Annotated in this window: 16 protein-coding genes and 1 tRNA gene; 15 read left to right on the top strand and 2 right to left on the bottom strand. The window is 56.4% G+C overall.

The window, feature by feature from the left end:
* Positions 1-7: 7 nt before the first annotated feature.
* Positions 8-460: an OsmC family protein gene (locus tag J8E65_RS01225; protein ID WP_210374027.1), complete on the bottom strand. Its 453-nt coding sequence runs from the start codon at positions 458-460 to the stop codon at positions 8-10.
* 95 nt (positions 461-555) lie between these two features.
* Between J8E65_RS01225 and J8E65_RS01220 the strand changes: the two genes are divergently transcribed.
* The 15 genes from J8E65_RS01220 (at position 556) to lysS (ending at position 13,353) form a co-directional block, all read left to right on the top strand.
* A complete protein-coding gene (locus J8E65_RS01220; RefSeq protein WP_210373579.1) occupies positions 556-876 on the top strand; it encodes a hypothetical protein in 321 nt (106 codons plus the stop codon).
* A gap of 32 nt (positions 877-908) precedes the next feature.
* Positions 909-2,579 carry an Rqc2 family fibronectin-binding protein gene (locus J8E65_RS01215; RefSeq protein WP_210373578.1) on the top strand — a complete coding sequence of 557 codons (1,671 nt, stop codon included), beginning with the start codon at positions 909-911 and terminating at the stop codon, positions 2,577-2,579.
* Positions 2,580-2,666: 87 nt separating this feature from the next.
* A complete protein-coding gene (locus J8E65_RS01210; protein WP_210373577.1) occupies positions 2,667-3,476 on the top strand; it encodes an undecaprenyl-diphosphate phosphatase in 810 nt (269 codons plus the stop codon).
* Positions 3,477-3,540: 64 nt separating this feature from the next.
* Entirely contained in the window at positions 3,541-4,353 is an 813-nt protein-coding gene (locus J8E65_RS01205; protein ID WP_210373576.1) for an EcsC family protein, read from the top strand.
* 61 nt (positions 4,354-4,414) lie between these two features.
* Entirely contained in the window at positions 4,415-5,719 is a 1,305-nt protein-coding gene (der, locus tag J8E65_RS01200) for a ribosome biogenesis GTPase Der (RefSeq protein WP_210373575.1), read from the top strand.
* 59 nt (positions 5,720-5,778) lie between these two features.
* Positions 5,779-6,471 (top strand): NuoI/complex I 23 kDa subunit family protein, encoded by a 693-nt coding sequence (locus tag J8E65_RS01195; protein WP_210373574.1) that lies wholly within the window; start codon positions 5,779-5,781, stop codon positions 6,469-6,471.
* Positions 6,472-6,475: 4 nt separating this feature from the next.
* Entirely contained in the window at positions 6,476-7,000 is a 525-nt protein-coding gene (locus tag J8E65_RS01190; protein WP_210373573.1) for a DinB family protein, read from the top strand.
* Between the two features lie 86 nt (positions 7,001-7,086).
* Entirely contained in the window at positions 7,087-8,157 is a 1,071-nt protein-coding gene (holA, locus tag J8E65_RS01185; RefSeq protein WP_210373572.1) for a DNA polymerase III subunit delta, read from the top strand.
* Between the two features lie 20 nt (positions 8,158-8,177).
* Positions 8,178-8,852, top strand: a complete 675-nt coding sequence (locus J8E65_RS01180) for an RNA polymerase sigma factor (RefSeq protein WP_237181499.1) — start codon at positions 8,178-8,180, stop codon at positions 8,850-8,852.
* A gap of 90 nt (positions 8,853-8,942) precedes the next feature.
* Entirely contained in the window at positions 8,943-9,572 is a 630-nt protein-coding gene (locus J8E65_RS01175; RefSeq protein ID WP_210373571.1) for an anti-sigma factor family protein, read from the top strand.
* A gap of 36 nt (positions 9,573-9,608) precedes the next feature.
* Positions 9,609-9,682: transfer RNA gene (locus J8E65_RS01170), tRNA-Val, on the top strand.
* 114 nt (positions 9,683-9,796) lie between these two features.
* Positions 9,797-10,696: a Rossmann-like and DUF2520 domain-containing protein gene (locus J8E65_RS01165; RefSeq protein WP_210373570.1), complete on the top strand. Its 900-nt coding sequence runs from the start codon at positions 9,797-9,799 to the stop codon at positions 10,694-10,696.
* 77 nt (positions 10,697-10,773) lie between these two features.
* Complete coding sequence (locus J8E65_RS01160) at positions 10,774-11,304, top strand: hypothetical protein (RefSeq protein ID WP_210373569.1); 531 nt, start codon at positions 10,774-10,776, stop codon at positions 11,302-11,304.
* Positions 11,288-11,668: a hypothetical protein gene (locus J8E65_RS01155; protein ID WP_279308392.1), complete on the top strand. Its 381-nt coding sequence runs from the start codon at positions 11,288-11,290 to the stop codon at positions 11,666-11,668. The genes J8E65_RS01160 and J8E65_RS01155 overlap by 17 nt, the downstream gene beginning before the upstream one ends.
* A gap of 110 nt (positions 11,669-11,778) precedes the next feature.
* Entirely contained in the window at positions 11,779-13,353 is a 1,575-nt protein-coding gene (gene lysS / locus J8E65_RS01150; protein ID WP_210373568.1) for a lysine--tRNA ligase, read from the top strand.
* Here lysS and queG read toward each other — a convergent pair.
* Positions 13,333-14,313, bottom strand: a complete 981-nt coding sequence (queG, locus tag J8E65_RS01145) for a tRNA epoxyqueuosine(34) reductase QueG (protein ID WP_210373567.1) — start codon at positions 14,311-14,313, stop codon at positions 13,333-13,335. The genes lysS and queG overlap by 21 nt on opposite strands.
* Positions 14,314-14,374 lie beyond the last annotated feature (61 nt).

The following is a 14,374-nucleotide window of genomic DNA, read 5'->3' as shown; positions in this document are numbered from 1 at the left end:
TCACCTGTTAGGGTTTCACCAAAGGTACCGCCTGTCTTTGTCCGGTTTCCGGGTCTTCAATCCAAACTTCGTAGCTAATGGGCACGGTAGGGCGCAGCATAGCACTGACCGAACAGTACTTTTCTTGGGAAAGCTGTACGGCCCGGGCCACCTGTTCGGGCTTAAGCCCGCGTCCAACGACGCGATACGTGAGATGAATGCGGGTGTAGACCCGCGGATGGGTCTCCGCACGTTCGGCTTGGGCCTCAAGCTGAAGATCAGTAAGGGGCGCACGCATTTTTTGGAGTATGGAAACCACATCCATGGCCGAGCACCCCATGAGCGCAATCAGAACCATTTCCATCGGACCTGTTGCGCCCGATGGCCGTCCCTCATGTGCGGCATCGAGTACGGTCCAATGCCCAGAGCCGCCTTGACCCATAAACGTCAAGCCCTCAACGTATTTAAGTCGTGCCTGCATCGCTTCTATTGGTGGTTTTTGAAAGCGCAAAATCGACATTTTACCTTGATAAGGCAACATAAAACGCGTTTACGAACTATCGAGAAAGGTGCCACATGGGACGCTGGCTGAAAGAGGCCTGGCTAGATGGTCTCGTTACGGTGGTGATCGTGCTGGCTGCTATTCCTGCGCTGCCTTGGGCACGCTGGATCGTACTGGTGTACACACCGTTTATGTTGTTGCTTAAGCTGGTGGCGTTGTGGGCTGCACCGCATTTACCGCGTGTGCGTCAGCATACCCCCCAAGCCCTGTTTCATGTACTTTATGGGCTCAATGTGCTGGTCCTTGGGGTTGGACGCTGGTGGTGGATGGCGTTTGCCTGGGCGCTCATCTGGGGGCTTTCAGCAGCCATCGCACACCGTCAGCGCTCTGCTTAGGACCCGAGCATGTGGCCCAGATCCAAGCGCGTATGTTACAGACTTACTACACCCTGCATGCTTTGGCCGAAGCGTGGCGCCGCGAGCTGCGTGGCAGCCAGCTTATCGATGCTTTTTCGCAAGTGCGCCGTGAGCTGGTGTTGGCTTTTGCCCAACCGAAGGCCCAATGGATGGTGCGCCTCTCGACGGGGGCGTTCCGGTACGTTTTTCGCGTCGAAGGCTATCACCGAGCGCGTCGTAACGTGGCTACGCTATTTGCCGCAGCACACGGGCGCACCCTGGTGGATATCCGGGTGGCCGAACGAGACCGGGTGCTTTTTTTTGAACTGGACGACGCCTCTTACTTTCAGTGCTGGCTCTATGGGCCGCGGCCAAACGTGCTCTGGGTTGGACCAGATGGGCGGGTTCGAGCGGCTTTCGCGCAAGACGACGCCTGGCGTGGACAGCTGGCGCCAGCACCGTGCCCCGCTGCTGCAGTGGACACCTTTGCTGCGTTTCAAGCCCGTTGGCAGCCCAAAGGTCGCACGCTCACGCAAGCTGTGGCCGCCGCTTTCCCGCTGTTTGATGCACTGCTTGCGCAAGAAGTGATCTTTCGCGCTGGGCTGGAGGAACAGTTGCCCGCAGAATGTACGGAAGAGGCATTGCAACGTTTGTATGCCGCCGGTAGTGCACTTGAAACTGCACTGCAGCATCCGGCCCCTCGGCTTTACCGGATTGATCCGTGGACGACACAATTTGCCCTGATTCCCCTTGAGCATCTGGCGCACCTGCCCTGCGAAAGCTTTGATTCGGTCGATGCGGCGGTGCATGTGGCTACGCGTCGGGCCCTGGCCGTAAAGGCGTTTCGGGAAGCTTACCTACCGCTTCGGCAAACATTCGAAACAGCACTGGAGCGCCTCAAACAGCAGCAGCAGATGCTTGCGGCCGCACTCGCCCGGCCTGAACGTGCCGAGCAGTATGCGCGTTGGGGTCACTTGCTCATGGCCCAGGCGCACCTGGTGCCGACAGGCGCTGAAATGGTGGCGCTCCCCGATTGGTTTGGCGACGGTAGCTTGGTGCAGATCCCACTTGATCCCTCCCGCTCCGTCGTAGAAAATGCCCAGGCCTACTACGAACGTGCCCGAGCAGCCCGCCAGGAACGAGAGACAATCCAAAAACGCTTGGAAGACGTGCAGCGTCGGCTACCGCGACTAGAGGCGCTACGTAGCGAGCTGGAAGCAATTTCAAGCATGCCTGCGCTTCGCACGTTTCGGCAACGCTATGCTGCAGAACTTGCCGCGCTCGGCCTAGCGCACAGCACGCGTTTGCAGCAAACCGAACCTGGTTTTCGACGCATTCCACTGGGTGGGGGCTACGAGGCCTGGATTGGCCGAAACGCCCGAGAGAACGATGCACTCACGTTTCGCTATGCACGTCCGTTTGATGTGTGGCTACATGCACGGGACGTTCCAGGGTCCCATGTGATTTTGCGACTTCCTGGCCGTACCCATCAGCCCCCTCGACACGTGCTGGAACAGGCAGCCGCACTAGCAGCCTACTTTAGCAAAGCACGTGGAAGCTATCTGGTGCCTGTCGTTGCAGTTCCTCGCAAGTATGTGCGCAAACCACGTGCTGCTGCCCCAGGTACTGTCGTCTTCGAGCAAGAGACTGTACTCCTGGTCCAACCCCAGCCGCCCGAAGTGCTGCAGACAGCAAATTTTTAGCGAGAACAATCCTTATGCTGGCAAGACCGTGAAAGAACCCGTAAGTTAGGCCGTTCGCGTAAAACACCTGTCAATCAGAAAAAAAACATGTCTTGGTGGGAAGCTTTGGTTCTAGGTCTTTTGCAGGGACTGACCGAGTTCTTGCCGGTTTCATCCTCAGCGCACCTAGTCCTTGGACAGTATCTGTTGGGACTCAATCCCGGTGGCGTAACCTTTGAGGTGTTCGTCCACTTTGGCACGGTACTCAGTATCATCACAGTTTATCGGCAGCGCATCGGGGGGCTTGTGCTGGAGACCCTACGCGTTTTACCCCGCCCAGCGCAGTGGGTGCAGGCTTATCAAGAACGCGAATCCTTTCGGTTGGCGGTGTGGATTTTGATCACCTTAATTCCTACGGGACTGGTGTATCTTTTGATGGGTGATTGGATCGAGCAAACGTTTGAACATCCGCGTTTTGCAGCCGGCATGCTGCTGGTGACCGGAACGCTGCTGGTGCTGACGCGCTTGCGGCGTCATCCAAAGGGAGATCTTTCTTCGATAAAAGCGTTCGTGGTGGGCGTCGCCCAGTCGGCGGCCATGCTACCGGGCATTTCGCGCTCCGGAGCTACCATTTGTGCAGCAATTTATCAGAATGTTCGGCCCGAGCGGGCAGCAGATTTTTCCTTTCTGATGCTTTTACCCGTTGTGCTGGGCGCTACGCTGCTGAAAGGACTAGAGCTGCTCGCACAGCCTGACGCGATTGGTATGCTTCCGCTCCTTGTGGGTACCATAGCGGCCTATGGATCGGGCATTGCTGCCATCAAACTGCTGCTTCGCATTGTGCGGCGTGGACACCTGGCTTATTTTGCCTACTATTGTTTTGCTGTGGGGTTACTAGGACTTTGGCTTATCCGCTGAGTGCAACACGGGTGCAAGCTGGTCGTAGAGAGGAAGGACCCTGTGCACATGCCTTAATGCCGCAATGCCGTTAACCTACGACGAAGCGGTTCGCCGGGAAATCGACCACTGGGTGCAATCTGGCGGACCCATTTGGCAAGGAATCTTCGATCGCGCTATGCGACCTGTGGATGCGCTGTTTGCGCGTTGGGCTCCCTCGGCATGGCGAGAGCAGCTTGAGGCTGCTGTAGCTCGTTTTCTTGAAACGCTGCACGACGTAGCCAGCTGGACCTATAATGAGGCCGAATTGCTCCAACACCTTCGACAGCAGGGGTTGGAGGTCGATTGCCTTGAAGCGCTCCAGACCGAGCCTTTAGAGCGGTTGGATCCGCTCGTGCAACCGCTGTTTGGCACGCATGCTGTGCTAGCGGCCCTTGAAGGAGCTGGAGCAGGCTTAGGAGGCCTCCTATGGGCTGCTGCCGACGTGCCGCTCCTTTTCACGATCAATCTGCGCCTGATTCAGCAGATTGGAGCCGTCTATGGTTTCCGCGTGCACGTACCCGCCTTTCGGCCTTTGGTGCTAGCGATATTTAATGCAGCAGCGGCAGGAACCAGCCAGGCGCGCCAGAACGCTTTACGCGAAGTCAGCGTAGCCGCAGCGCTGCTGGCACGAGGAGCTCCTTACCAAGGCCGCACGCGCGACTTTATTCGCGAACAAAATCGACATTTACCACGCGAGTTGGTAAAAAATTTGGCCCGCCGCAAGCTGAGCCAGCTCATTCCGCTGGCTGGCGCGGCCGTAGGCGCAGGCGTCAACTACGTCTTTACGCGCGAAACAGGTTACACCGCCTATATGCTCTTTCGGGCATTGCATCTCGAGCAGCGAGACCGTCGCTAAGGCGGGAACGAAAGTATACGCAAAAGCTTTCCCAGGGCCACCAAACCAAACCGTGGGGACGATGGCGCTGGTAGCGATTGTTGGTAGGCCTAATGTAGGAAAATCAACGCTTTTCAACCGGCTTACGCGCTCGCAGCAGGCCATTACGCACGACGAGCCTGGCGTAACCCGTGACCGCATTTACGGCACAGCTGAATGGAATGGGGTTTCGTTTTCTGTGGTGGACACGGGAGGCTACGTCCCGCACTCGGCAGACATTTTCGAGCAAGCGATTCGCGAACAAGTTGAAATCGCTATCCAAGAGGCCGACCTGATTTTGTTTATGGTGGATGCGAGCACCGGGATTACTGACCTGGATGACGCATTGGCCCAAATGCTGCGACGTACCGAAAAGCCGGTTATCGTCGTGGCCAATAAAGCCGACAACGACGAACGGACTTGGGAAGCCCAAGTCTTTTATCAGCTGGGCTTGCCGAGCGTTTATCCCATCAGTGCCCTAAGTGGTCGGGGTACTGGTGAGCTGCTCGACGCGCTGGTGCAGCAGTTGCCCCGCCAGACGAGAGCCCCTATTTCAGAGGAACGGCCGCGTTTGGCCATTGTTGGTCGGCCTAATGTAGGTAAGTCGTCCCTAACGAATGCGCTGTTGGGAGAGGAACGCGCTATTGTGACCGACAAGAGCGGCACCACGCGCGATGCGGTGCATTCTGTGCTTAAGTACTACGGCCGCGAAATCGTTCTGGTAGACACCGCTGGCCTAAGGCGCCGTAGTCGAATCCGGGAGAACATCGAGTTTTATGCTACCTTGCGTACGGAACGCGCGCTTCGGGAATGTGACGTGGCGCTGGTGCTACTCGAGGCTACCGAAGGCGTGACGGCCCAGGATATTCGCATTTTACGTCAGGCCGAGGCTTTGCGTAAAGGCATGGTGCTCGTGGTCAATAAATGGGACTTGGTCGAAAAAGACGCGAACACGATGAGGCTTTGGGAAGAGGCAATCCGCGCGCGCCTGCCTACGTGGCAACATGTGCCTTTGCTGTTTATCTCAGCCAAAACGCGCCAGCGTATCCACCGCGTGTTGGAGACCGCCCTCATGGTCTACGAAAATCGTCGCCAGCGCGTGCCGACCAGCCGGCTAAACGAGGTGCTTCAGGCTGCATTGGCGCAGCAGCATCCGCCAAGCTATCGAACCCATCCGGTGAAGATCAAATATGCAGTGCAGCTTGAAACAGCCCCACCGGTTTTTGCCTTTTTCTGCAATCGTCCAGAAGCGATCAAAGAATCCTACCGGCGCTATCTGGAAAAGCAATTGCGGGCGGCTTTTGGCTTTGAAGGCGTGCCGCTGACGCTGGTTTTTAAACAAAAGTAGCGGATCTGTCGTTTACAAAGGCACTGCTAAGCCCGCATTGATGACAAGCAAGCCCCATTATGCCTGGAAAACCCGCTAACCTGGCTTCTCCGAACGAGCGAAAGCTGAGCTTTTGGGAGCGGCTGTATCTGCCTACTGTATTGGGAGGCCTAAGCTTTACATGGCGCAAGATGCGTGCGCCCCTCTACACACTGCAGTATCCTGAAGAGCAGTGGTACCCGCCGGACAGCTACCGTGGGCGGCCTGTGTTGGTAGAGGAAAACGGTCGGCCACGCTGCGTGGCCTGTGGGCTTTGCGCGCGGGCTTGCCCGCCGTTGGCCATCTCGATGCAGGCGAAAGAAGTCGAGGATCCGAAGGAACGGGAGCCAGCCTGGTTTGAGATCAACATGCTGCGCTGCATCTATTGTGGCTACTGCGAGGAGGTCTGTCCAGAAGAGGCCATCGTGATGTCTAAGGAGTATGACCTGACGTTCCAGAGTCGGGAAGAAGCCATTTTTGGGTTAGAAAAGCTTTTGGTGCCCGCTGAGCGGCTTAAAGATCGTCTGGAGTGGCTCAGGCACTACAAAAATCCCCCGTACGGGCAGTCTTGGGAATTTCGAAAGGAAAACAACCTGCATAGCCTGAAGGATCGACCTTTCTTGAAGTGGTTGCTAGAGCAAAAGGGCATGGAGGCCTTACGCAGCACGCACCTGCGACCTGAAGCGCCGGTAGCGGCCCAGATGTCCTGGGGCGGTGTGCGGGCTGAAGGCTAGAGCCATGCGCAAAGCCCAAAGTCTAGCGACGCTACGCGAAGCTTTGCTCAGCCAGCTGGCTTACCTCATCGATGAGGCAGAAGCCATGCGAAAGCTGGCCAGCGAAATCCCAGAGCCGCTGCAGACGGCCCGCCCGTTGCCTGAGGAGCCTTCGCTGCGAGAAACCTATGGCATGCTGATCGCTGCCGACGAGCAGGTCTTTGGTCCAGCACTCGATGCGTTACTCGAAGGGACTGCCCGCATCCTTCCACTGCCCGACGATGTCCAGCTCCAGACGTTTGAAGACTGGAACGCCATTCCCCTGGCCCTTTTACTGGATCGCTTGCAGCAGGCCCGCCGCGCTTTGCTGATGCGCCTTAAACAAGCCGCGCCAGAGGCCTGGGAGCATGCTGCCTACTGCGGCTCGGAGCGCTGGGATGTTTATCGGTATGTATACGCTATTGTGCAGCATGATTTCGCGTTGCTGCAGGCTTTAGGCTATCGACTTTATAATGCCACGTTGCCAGGGCGCCCGCGTCCACCCCGATAAGTTGCAACAAGTGCGCAACTTCCCCCCAGCCTCTTGTAGGAAGCGCTCACTTTTTCTACCTTTCTTCAAAAGCACTGTAAAAATGCATGGCTGCGTCGGGTGCAGGGAAAACCTTTGAGGAGCTGGAAGTAGCCTTCCGGCATGGTAACTTTGCGCCCCTGTACTTTTTGTTCGGGGAAGAGACATTTTTAATCGATACGCTGCAGCAGCTAGTAATCACCCATGCCCTGGAACCTGCCTGGCGAGACTTCAACCTAAATATCGTCTACGGCGACGAAGTCGAGGCAAGTGCAGTATTGGCGCTGTGCCGTAGCTTACCGGTTATGGCGCCGCGACGTGTGGTAATTGTACGCAATTTTGACAGTTTGCGGGATAACCGCCAGTTTGCCGCCTATGCGGAACACCCCAATCCGCAAGCGGTGGTGCTGCTCGTAAGTCCAGGGCGGCCCAACCTAAATACGCAGCCCTACCGTGCCTTGCAAACGCATGCCGTCTGGGCCGAGCTGCGTCCGCTCAAGCCTGCCCAGATGCCTGCCTGGATTACCCGCTATGCACAGCAGGAAGGCTACCAGTTGACGCCAGAAGCCCTGCAACAGTTGGTAGCGTATGTGGGCACCGACCTGCAAGCGGCCGTTCAAGAGCTGCAAAAGCTTTTTACGTTTGCCGGGCGCCGGACGATGTTAACAGCTGATGACGTCGTTAGCGTTAGTGGACAGACCCGTGCTTTTAATGTCTTTGAACTGCAACGCGCGGTAGGGGAGAAACGCTATGCTGAAGCAGTTACAATTATGGAACACTTATTGCGGCATGCTTCAAATCCCCGGAGTGAGGCACTCCGCATCGTTTCAGTACTGACAACATATTTCATGAAGCTCTGGAGGCTGACACTTTGCCAGGCACAGCGGCTTCCAGAAAAGGCGATTGCCGCTCGGATTGGTGTACCCCCGTATTTTTTGCAGGAATATGTGCAGGCTGCTCGCCGCTATGAGCTGCCAGCGATCCGCTTTGTGCTTGCGGCGTTGCTGGCCGCTGACGCCGAGCTAAAAGGCGAAAGCGAGCGGGACCCGCACCTGGTGGCGCACTTACTCCTGCGCCAAATCACCGCAGCGGGTCAGGGGGTGCAACGACAGAACCATTTGGTCCGTACCTTTTTGTAATTCACCTATCATCGATAGCGATGAACATTCAGCAGAAACAGCGCATCGTGCTGCGCCGAAAGGCGCTGGCGCGTCAGGATGAGCGGGAAAAGGCCCGCTATGAGGAACTGCTGCGCATGAGCGATGAAGACCTTATGGCTCAATTTCAGGCGGGAACGGTAGAGGCTTTCGACATTCTGGTGAGCCGATATAAAGACCCGTTAGCCAACTACTTGTATCGTTTTTTGGGGGATCCGAAAGAAGTCGAAGACCTCTTGCAAGAGACGTTTATGCGCGTATACCGAAACCGACACTCTTATCGCCGCATCGCGAAATTTTCTACCTGGCTCTATACAATTGCAGGCAATCTGGCACGCTCCGAATATCGGAAGCGTAAGCGGCGCCGCCTGTATTCCTTGCAGTCGGTCAACCGTGAGGAAGAGGAATACGAGGTGGAGATTCCTGACGAGACGTTTGCTCCAGACCGGCACACAGAGAGCACCATTCAGGACCACTACATTCAGGAAGCCCTGAAGCAGATTCCAGAAGAGTTCCGTGAAGTGGTGGTGCTTCGGGATGTGCAGCAGCTTTCTTACGAAGAGATTGCGGAGATTACCGGGCTTCCCATGGGTACGGTAAAAAGCCGAATCAACCGGGGACGGACGAAGCTGCAGGCACTTTTGAAAGACGTCTATCCCATGCCTGAGGAATCCTAAACGCGGGTCTTGTCGTAAGTTCAGGGCCGGCCAGCACACGCAAGCCGGCCCTGTGCGTTTTTGTTGCATGAGCGTAGCGTTTGAAGGCCTATGCGCGAGGATTACCACGATCCCGATTCATCGCGGCCAGAAGAGAGCAGTTGTCCCTTTAGCGATTGGGACGAATTGCTCTGTGAATATGTCGACGGTACGATGGATCCGGCGGTGCGCCAAGTGTTTGAGGAATACTTACGGGCTAATCCAGCAGTGGCCCACCATGTGGCCTGTCTGTGTCGGACGCGCCAGTTGCTCCATCAACATGGAGCCTGCATGCTGCGCGCTCCTGAAGGCTTCCAGGCTCGGTTGCGGCAACGTTTGGCCTATGAAATGATGCGGGAACAGCGGGTTTTGGACTACGTCAGCTTGCCTCTGCGGGGGGTAACGGTGCTGGCTTCAGCTGCTGTGATCCTGTTTCTGGTCGGTATGTATACCGGCACGTGGCTATATGCTGAAAATGTGACGCGGCCTTCCTCGACTGAAGTCGCACCGGTCGCTTCTCCTGCGGTATCTTCTGAATTCGTGACATGGAAGTACGCGTGGACCCCGCGTCCTGTGTTGCCACCGCGAAATGGTGCCATGCTTTCAGCAGCGTGGAGGGAGCCCGCAGCGTCGGTGCCTATAGGCCTACGGGATACCCTAGAAACGTTGCGTCTCGTGCAAAGAAGCCATGGAGCACCTTGACAGGTGCCTAAGATTGATCGTAGAATAGCCCAGCTTGGGCCCTTAGCTCAGCGGTTTAGAGCGCTCGCCTCACACGCGAGAGGTCAGTGGTTCGAATCCACTAGGGCCCACACCCCACCGCGCGATGCGGTGGGTTTTTTATTTTGCTTCGAAGAGCCTTGCCGTTGCAGCATGCATTTGGGGGCACTACCTTTTAAAAAACCGCAGAAACAGGCAAGGATATCATGGCGTTGGCCGTTGCCGTTCTTGGTGCAGGGGCTGTCGGGCGATCGCTGGCCTGGGCCCTCCGACAGGCCGGCTATGCGATCGCTGCCGTAATCAGTCGCCGTCTGGAATCCGCTCAGGCATTGGCTGCACAGGTAGGCGCACCGGTGGCTTCTACGGCACTGGAAGATCTACCTGCGGATGTGCCGTTGGTGTTTTGTTGCGTTCCCGACGATAAGCTCCCCCTGCTGGCCCAGCAACTGGCCCATCTGCCACGTAACTGGTCGACTACTGTTGTAGCCCATACCTCAGGAGCACTGCCTGCTCACATTTTGGCACCGCTGGCCGAGCGTGGCGCCTCGCTTCTAAGTTTCCATCCTTTGCAAGCCTTTCCGAAGACAGGATCGCTTGTTTCACTCCAGCATGTTTACGTCGGGTTGGAAGGAGATCCTAAGGCCATGGCCCTAGGATACGAAGTGGTGCACGCGTTGGGGGCCTATCCCATCGAATTGACCGCAGAGGCTAAGGCCCGCTACCACCTGGCTGCAGTGCTCGTTTCTAATGGGCTAGGGGCGCTACTGGCCATGGCCGGTGAGGTGCTCGCAACGATTGGCGTGTCCCGACAGCAATCGCGAGACTTGCTGTTGCCTTTGTTGCGTGGAACCCTAGAAAATATGCGCGCCTCTCTTCCCGAAGAGGCCTTGACCGGACCCGCCGTACGGGGTGACCTGCAGCCGATCCAGCAACACCTTGAGGCCTTAAAAGCCCATTTGCCCCATTTACTTCCAGTTTACGCGGCGTTGACTACCGAGATGATTCGCGCAGGGGTGCGTGTTGGGCGCTTGGACCCTAAGCAGGCAGCACTTGTGCTCGATATGCTTCGAGCGGCTTTAGATGCAGCGCAAGACTTTTGGTTATAAGCAATTATCGCTACCGGAACATCTTTCTGCATGATCGGTTGGCGCCTGTCGGCACGAATCCTGAAGTAAACACACGTATGCGCTCTATTGGTCGAAGGCGTTGGGAAGCGGCTCATTCCCCCGAAATTACTCCTACTGCAACGCATCGCTACCTAGACGAACTGGACATTTTGTTACAAAGCCCAGAGACCTCTACGTTAGCTTTTCAGGCCTTGCTGGCTTCGCTAACGCGCGCGCTAGAACAAGTGCAGCTGCAGCTACAACAAGCGCACAAGGCCGCTCTGTCGCTAGCTCAGCGGGAAACGCTGCACGAGATGAACCGTGTGTTGCAGGCCGTAATTCAGCGAATGCGTCAAGCCCTCACGGCTCCGGGGCAATATTTACTCCAGTTGAATGACACAGCTGCGAGTTTAGCCCATGAACCTTCCTGGTGGTTTGCGCTGGCCGAGGCATTAGAAGTCATCGAAACAACGCTGCAGCGTACGCTTTCTCTGGTGCAAGGGCAGCCGCACCGCAGCCTATCCCGCCAGTTAGGCGCTGTGCTACTGCGGCTGCTACGCCGCTATCAGCATCACCTGCTGTGGGAAGCACGTGAATGGATCGAATGAGTTGCCTGAAGCCATAGCCTCCTGCCTGCAGCTTGCAGATAGTGAAGTAGCCATGCGCTGGGAGGCACTTTTGCGCCGCCTAGCAGCGCAGTTTGGTCGCTTGCCTTCAGGTATTGAACACGTGCTTTTTTTGATCGGTCTTCAAGAACGCGGACAGGGCTACGAGCCCAATTTACCTCGGGAGGAAAAGCAGGCCTTGATTGTAGACGGCGCAGGGTATGCCCTGGCGACACTGGGGCTTTTTAAGCGCCTTCCTTCTGGTTGGGAACCAACCCTTACGCCTTGGCCTGTGCTTTCGCAAGAAGCACAAGAAAAGCTGCTGCGCGTGGCTATCCTGGAATATTTTGCCCGCCAGCAAGCTTAGCCGTAGTGGAAACCCATCAGCGGAGCCTGGGGTACCCACGCCGTGTTCAACACGGCGACGTAGCCGCTAGGCTGCGTCTTTTGTTTTGCCCCGAATTGTTAATGGAAAACATGAAGCGCGTACTTACCGAACAGGAACTCGAGCGCCGCCGAGCCCGCCAGCAACTCGAAGCCTTGGGTATTACGCCTTATCCCTATCGTTGGGAAGTTTCCGCTCACGCGGCTGAAATTCTCTCCCGCTTCGACGATGCGCGCCACCAACCGCGTCCCGACGGTCCGGCTCCCGAACCTTATACGGTGTCCATTGCTGGACGCATCATGAGCCGGCGCATTATGGGTAAGGCGGCCTTCTTTGACGTGCAGGATGAAAGCGGCCGTATTCAGGTCTACGTGCGCCAGCAAGACTTGCCTGAAGGGTTTTACGAGCAGGTTTTCAAGAAGCTGCTGGACATTGGCGACATCGTGGGTGTCGAGGGGTTTGTCTTTCGAACCCGTATGGGCGAGATCACCGTCCACGCCCAAAGGCTTGAGTTGCTGGCCAAAGCGCTGCGCCCCTTGCCTGTTGTCAAAGAACAGGATGGGCGCCTGTATAACGAAGTGACCGACAAAGAATTCCGCTACCGCCAACGCTATGTGGACCTGATCGTCAACCCGGAAGTGCGAGAGGTCTTTCGTAAGCGGGCACGGATGATCGCAGCAATTCGGCACTTTCTGGATACGCGGGGCTATCTAGAAGTCGAAACACCTGTTTTACAACCACTCTATGGGGGCGCTACAGCCCGTCCGTTTATCACCTACCACAATGCGCTCGACATGCCACTTTACCTACGCATAGCCGACGAGCTGTACCTCAAACGGCTCATTGTTGGGGGATATGAAGGCGTCTACGAAATTTCAAAAGACTTCCGCAACGAGGGCTTGAGCCGTTTCCACAACCCAGAATTTACAATGCTTGAGCTTTACGTGGCCTATAAGGACTACTACTGGATGATGGACTTGGTAGAGGAGTTGCTTGAATATGTAGCCATTGAAGTGACCGGGCAGGCTGAAGTCCATTGGGGTGAACACACGATTTCTTTTCGGCGCCCCTGGCCACGTATACCGATGTTTGAGGCCATTCGGGAGCGGACAGGCTATGACCTCTACGGCAAGTCACGTGATGAGCTGGCCGAGATTGCACGTAAACTAGGGCTTGAGGTAGATTCCACCATGGGCAGCGGCAAAATCATTGATGCAATTTTCGGAGAGTTCGTGGAGCCGCACCTGATTCAGCCCACCTTTATTATTGACTATCCTATCGAGCTCAGCCCACTGGCCAAGCGACACCGCACAAAGCCAGGTTTGGTTGAACGCTTTGAGGTGATCGTAGGCGGCAAAGAACTGTGCAATGCCTTTAGTGAGCTTAACGATCCGGATGACCAGCGCGCCCGTTTTGAAGAACAGGCCAAGCTGCGGGCAGCAGGCGACGAGGAGGCCATGCAAATCGACGAGGATTTTCTGCGGGCCCTGGAGTATGGCATGCCGCCAACAGCCGGACTGGGCATCGGGATTGACCGGTTGGCCATGATTCTGACGAATCAGCCTTCAATTCGGGACGTGATCCTCTTTCCCCTGTTACGGCCTGAACAGCCAGCTGCAACTACCGCCTTCACGGATACCAACAGCTCAGAAGCTGCCGGGACGTAAAACAGGATGGGCGTTCTGCAGTGCAATGCGCACGTTGCGTTTAAACCCCTCAAACTTGGCCCGCTGAACCGCGCTCTTCCGAAATTTCTTCCGGAAGGCTTCCAAGTCTAGCTCTTCCCAGCGATGTAAGGGCGTGTCAGGCAAGCCAGGGCGGGGCATAAAACGCGGTTCGCTTGTGGCGTATTTGAACTTGTTCCATGGGCACACGTCTTGGCAGATGTCACATCCAAAAATCCAGTTGCCCATTTTTTCTTGAAGCTCGGCGGGAATATCGTCGCTGCGGTGCTCGATCGTAAGGTAAGAAATGCAACGCCGCGCATCTAGCACGTAAGGCTGCACAAGCGCACCGGTGGGACAGGCATCAATGCAGCGGGTGCAAGACCCGCAGTAATCGGGGATAGGTCCGTCGGGCGGTAGGGGTACGTCTACGATGAGCTCGCCGATAAAGAAAAAGGATCCCATGCGGCGGTTAATCAGGTTGGTGTTTTTGCCCATCCAACCTAGGCCGCTGCGTCGGGCCCAGGCTTTATCCATCACAGGCGCAGAATCTACAAACGCGCGACCGTGCACTTCGCCTACTTGCGCTTGCAGCCAGGCAAAAAGCTGATAGAGTTTTTCCTTGAGGACTTCATGGTAATCGTCGCCCCAGGCATAGCGACTGATTTTGCCAGTTTCAGGCGAAGGGTCGTGTGCTACCGGTTGGTAATAGTTGTGCAGCACAGAGATAATAGATTGAGCACCTTCGACCAGTTTGGTTGGGTCGATGCGTTTGTCGAAGTGGTTTTCCATCCAATGCATGCTGCCGTGAAAGCCGGCTTTAAGCCAGGCCTCAAGGCGGCGGGCTTCTTCGTCAAGCGGTTCGGCCTTTGAAATGCCGCAAGCGTCAAAGCCCAAGCGCCGCGCTTCCTGCTTGAGCGCTTGGGCTAGACGTTGCTGAGCATGGACATCGAAGCCGGGCATCGTTTGGCGCCATAGGTAGGTTATGCAACACAACGGCCGGTTTTGCAGAGAGATCCAATAA

Source organism: Rhodothermus bifroesti (assembly GCF_017908595.1).
GTDB lineage: Bacteria > Bacteroidota > Rhodothermia > Rhodothermales > Rhodothermaceae > Rhodothermus > Rhodothermus bifroesti.
The sequence above is the reverse complement of the archived record's forward strand: the minus strand, read 5'-3'. Positions and strand labels throughout refer to the sequence as shown.